Below are 5327 nucleotides of genomic sequence, written 5' to 3'. Positions count from 1 at the left end.
TGTAAACCTTATAGTATAAGAAACTAGTGGTTTGATTTTATTTAGGATAAGAAAACTATCATCATTTGTTATTGTGACATACCTCCCATTATAATTATAGCTAAAATTTAAGAGCATCTGATTTTCATATCTCCCATCATTAAGGTTTATTGATCCTGTATGCTTATATCTCTGATTGTCCTTATCATAATAAGAAATGTGAAATCGAATAGTTGTAGGATTTTTCAAAGCATTATCATCATAAAAAGTTCCATAAAGAGAATTTTGACTTTGTGAAAGAGCTACAGTAAAACCGTAACATAAAATGATTAATAGTAAAATTGTTCTTTTCATAATTATTGTATTGACTATATGCACCATGATAAAACAATTAAGGCATGGTACTCACCTTACTAGTTTCAGAGGTATCGCCAAACACCCACAGCCACAATAAGGAAGCCCATGCCTATAACATGAACATTCACTTATTACTTCAATGGCTGTCTCTAAAAATTGGCGATTTTCTGAAACCATCAGTAATAAAGCAAAATGCTTTATATTAATTATGTTCTAAATTTTTATTTCTTCATAAGCAAACAATTAGTGTTAGTTCAACAAAAATATAAATTATTGTTGATAACAAAACTATCTGTTCAAGAGAATGTCAAATTAGAGCATGAGGCATGGGCTTATTTATCTTTTTCAAGTGTCTAGAATTGGAGAAAAAGTCTATGTAATATATAATGTTGGATTTTTATCTAATGATGATTTTATTGTAAAATGGTGGATATGTGAGTTCCTTGCATTCACATATTATCTAATCCTAAGAAATATACATACCTAGACTTGTCCACTTTTTAGGAATCCCTATATATAGTATATTCCTATTTTCTGGACAGGAACACAAAAACATAATACCTCAAACCTAATATAAGAAGGTCTGAGGTACTATTTGTTATTATGCTGCACCAATTACCCCAGACAAACTAAACTGCCCTAAGGAGGCTTGATTTTGTTGAATGAAAGGCTCTTGAATATAGCTAGGCTGCATAGAATGGTTCAGTATAGCCTTTTTTTCTGATGAATACACATAAGTATGGAACAAGGTTAGAACCTCACCAGTTTCTTTATTTACATACTCATAAGGCTCACATTCTACTTTATCTACATTACCCGGTAATTGCTTACCTAATAAGGTTTGGCATACTTGTAAAGGGAATGAGGTTGAGATACTTGTTTTGTTGGCTGTAAGGTAAAACTTACCTGTTGTTTCAGACTGAATTAATCTTAGTTCTCCCTGAATTTCTAATGCTACAAATTGTTTACCATCTTTTGATTCACATTGTTTGAATCCTACAATTGTTACCATAATACTAATTTTTGCAAGTTGATTTTAAGTGAGATTTCTCACAATGAAAGATTATCTTTCACCAACAATTAGTAAGGGTTGAAGGATGGTTAGAAAAGTAAATAAAATAATCCCCTGCCAAATTTTTACTTTTTACAAGAAATGGCAGGGGGAGCTTGTTTATCTAAAAAATTGGAAGGTGTTGATATGGGGGCATTCATATTTGTATATACTTCAAAGGAAATATTGACTCTCTGGAAATTTTATAAAAAATAAAATTTGGAGAACAATATACTTTTAGCAATAGCTATACTTTGCTTAAATTAGAATGGAACATCATCTATAAATTCAGGTAATAGTTTGTCTAATTGCTTTCTGAATTTCAGTTTTAAATCTTCTATTGATGTATATGCTGTGGGAAAATGATTTAGATTTTTAAGCTTTGTTTTAAAATTTAGCAAGCTAGTTATGCTACTATTTATTTCACTTGTATTGATTGGAGCATCTTTAAAGAATGTGTAGACATAAGGTTTTCCTGTATCTAAGAATTGTCCATATGCTGTATCAAACTCTTCTTCAGTGAAGATGCCTGCTTTACTGAAAAAAAGACTAATAAATATATCAGAAGCTTTTACCGCATCATTATATTCATCCTGTAATCTGGTCTTGGATATTGAATCAAGAAAGTCCTCCCAAATTTCTAAGTGGAGAAACAAGCCTCTTTTTATAAGTTCTTTGTTTTCTCTATTTATAAATAATTCAAACTCTTTTCTATCTACCTCTAACTCAGAAGAGGAAGCTAAGAATACACGAATTGTTAGAATCTGCTTTTCCATCTTTTTATTTATTAAATTTACTTGTTGAAGAAAACCTGCATTATATAGCAAGTCATCAATAATTAACTTGTCGCCAGACTCATTACAATATACATCTTTCCTTTCTTTTTTTGAAAATCTTTGTAAATCACTATATGAAAAACGACTTTGATGTTCTCCTTTCTTACATTCAGAGCAAGTACATGGAACATATATTTTAGGGATTACTCCTTTATAACTATCTGTGATACAGTCTAGGGCATTCATGATAACCATAGCTAAACCTCGAGCATCTTTGCCCTTGGCTTTGATTACTATTTTCTTCTCAAAGAAGAACTCTTCTACTTGACAATATGTGTCATCAAATATAAAATTTACAGCATTATTCCAAACTTCATCCTCATCATTCTCACTTAATATGATATAGCGACTTAATTCTGCACTTACCTGATTTAATATTCCTCGAGGCATAAAAGGATATTCATACTCTAATTTAAGACAAGGCTCTTTACCCCATTGCTTATTACTGGGAATTGAAAATAAACGAGCAGGAATAATATAGTCATCTAACATATGTTTTTTAGGAAATGCAACCCTAAAAACTTCTAGCATTTGTTTTAAAATTGAATGCTTACCTTCATATGATTCATCATCCCATAAGCGATTAAAGTCTGATGATATTATATGCCCTCTTCGATGTTGAATTATTTCATCATCAATTATTTTATAAACAGCATGCATAGCCCAGTCTGGTCGAAGTATAATCCAATCTTTCAAAATCTTGTTGTTTGAATACCAAAGGATAACACCAATATTATGCAAAAAAGAAGAACAGTCCTTAAAGTCTAAAGATATTATAAATGTCTGAGGGGAAACATTCTCACATATTTCTTTAAATCTGTCATATGAAATACAAGGGGTTTTCTTTGATTCCTCCTCGAGAGCTCCTCGTATATTAATCCATGATTTGGGGATATCTTTATTACAATGAGGTAAACACGTTAATTGATGAATTATTTCTTGTTTTATATCATTTAATCCTTTGTTCTCATGTACGAGGTTTAATTCAAAATATGGCAGACCTTTAGACTTTATAATATTAAAGCAGGGTTCACTAATGTAATTGTTTATATCATTCCATGATACTATATTTCCATCATGACAAGTCTGTCCTATAATAATAGGGCTACAACCTCCAAATTGAAAAATGGTTGGTATCCAATAATCAAAATTATGCTGTTCCTTTCGTGTTGAAGCTAGTAAAACAAATACAGAATTTTCTGTTAAGAAAAAGCGATGAACAGGATAATACACATCCTGTCCACCAAAGTCCCAGATATGAGCAACAAATCCATCTTTAAAACTCCAATTGCATATCTCTATGCCTCTAGTTCTCTTATCTGCTGTAGGTAAAGGAATGTTTTCGTCAATTAATCTTCTCTGTAAAGAGGTTTTTCCAGCAGCCCCATCTCCTACAAGTATTAATTTAGCTTCATGTATAGAGGAAAACTCTTCTAACTCTTTTCTTGAAAAATAGCGTTGAATGGTATTTTTTCCTTGTTTTAAGATTTCAATAGGAGGGTCAGATAATGGATTCTGTTCTAAATTAATTTGCTTCTTAAGGTTATATTTATAAGAATTATCCCAAATGATTTCCCACTCGAGTATTTTATCTGTAAGAGACTTTATTAAGTTTTTGGATAGATTGAGACTCTTTATTGATACCATTTCTAGAAGAAATGATATCTCTTCAATTTTGTTGCTTGATACATCTAGCTCATTTACTTTTTCTAAATCTTTGAGGGGTGAGATATCAGATATTTGATTGTCATGTATATTTAAATATGTTAGTTCTTTTAATTCAGATAAAGCAGAAATATCATAAATGAGATTATTATTTAATGATAAATAAGTTAATTTCTTATTGTTTACCAGCACAGTTATATCGGACAACTTGTTATCTCCTATATGTAAGGATGTAAGATCAGGAAAACTCTTTAAAGCATCAATATTCGAAATTAAGTTATTGGATAAATCCAATAATTCTAATTCTAATAATGCATTTAAAGGTTGAATGTCAGATAACATACAATGGGCTAATTCTAAGCTAGTTATTTTTGAGAGATTTGAAATATGTAGTATGTCTATAGGAAAATTATTCTGAATATTCAGTGTTGTTATATTGGTTAGATTAGCTAGAACAGATATATCTGTTATTTTATTGTGACCTAAATCAAGATCTTCTAAATTTTTCAGCTTGGATAATATGGATATATCATCTATTTCATTACTATCAATATATAAATCAGTTAATTGGTCTAAATCAGATAGTGGGCTTATGTCTGAGATTTGGTTTCTACCTAAATATAATGATGTGAGATTAATAAGTCTTTTTAGAGGGGAAATATTCGAAATTTTATTATTTGATAAGCTCAAAGAGGTCAATTGAGTTAGCCTTGATAAATATGAAATATCAGATATCGGATTTTCATCCAAATCTAAATAAGTTAACTGATGTAATTGTTGTAATGGGGATATATCCGTTATGAGATTTTCTCTTAATATCAAAGAGTTTAATTGTTTTAGACCTATTAGCGGATATATATTCTCAACCAAGTTGTCTTCAATTTCTAATTGTTTTAGTTGCTTTAATTGTTTTAGAGGCGAAATATCTGATAAATGATTTCTGTATAATCTCAAAGAGTTTAGATTAACCAATGACTTTAATACGGATATGTCTGATAAATGTCTGATTGATAAATCAAGGTCTAGCATTTGTGTTAATGCAGTTAAACCTGAAATATCAATAGGGGTATCAGATGATATCCTCAAAGATGTTAATTTGTTAATCTGCTTTAAAACTGACAAATCAGAGATATCAGTACCATCTAAATACAAAGATTTTAATTCAAGCATTTGGCTTAACAAATTCACTATCTCCAAATACATTTCGGAAGAGTTTATATATATGTTTAGGCTTATGATATAGGTATCTTCTATTTCATAGGAAAAGTATCTATAATCCTCTGGTTTTTCTCTTTCAAAATGGACATTGTATTTTCCTTCAATTTCTTTTAATATATCTAAGTCCTTTACCATAACTCAATTTCTTATTTTATCAAATTTTTAAATTACTCAACAAAAAGCACAACAAAATATAGAGCCTCAATTTTTTTAATAATATC

4 protein-coding genes are annotated in these 5327 nt (G+C 29.9%); 1 reads left to right on the top strand and 3 read right to left on the bottom strand.

Translation table 11 applies throughout. The annotated features are described in order from the left end of the window. Nucleotides 1-333, bottom strand: a 333-nt coding sequence (locus HGC4_RS18970) for a hypothetical protein (protein ID WP_221406878.1), incomplete at its 3' end; no start/stop codon positions are given. Between the two features lie 44 nt (nucleotides 334-377). Here HGC4_RS18970 and HGC4_RS18695 point away from each other — a divergent pair. Further along, a complete protein-coding gene (locus tag HGC4_RS18695; RefSeq protein ID WP_157258306.1) occupies nucleotides 378-542 on the top strand; it encodes a hypothetical protein in 165 nt (54 codons plus the stop codon). A 395-nt stretch (nucleotides 543-937) separates the two neighbouring features. Here the strand turns inward: HGC4_RS18695 and HGC4_RS13815 are convergent, their stop codons facing one another. Further along, complete coding sequence (locus HGC4_RS13815; RefSeq protein ID WP_050710729.1) at nucleotides 938-1348, bottom strand: hypothetical protein; 411 nt, start codon at nucleotides 1346-1348, stop codon at nucleotides 938-940. 302 nt (nucleotides 1349-1650) lie between these two features. After that, nucleotides 1651-5241, bottom strand: coding sequence for a leucine-rich repeat domain-containing protein (locus HGC4_RS13810; RefSeq protein WP_050710728.1), 3591 nt, complete (start codon nucleotides 5239-5241; stop codon nucleotides 1651-1653). Nucleotides 5242-5327 lie beyond the last annotated feature (86 nt).

This window comes from Dysgonomonas sp. HGC4 (assembly GCF_001261715.1).
Lineage (GTDB): Bacteria > Bacteroidota > Bacteroidia > Bacteroidales > Dysgonomonadaceae > Dysgonomonas_A.
This window is presented reverse-complemented; position numbering and strand designations above follow the sequence as displayed.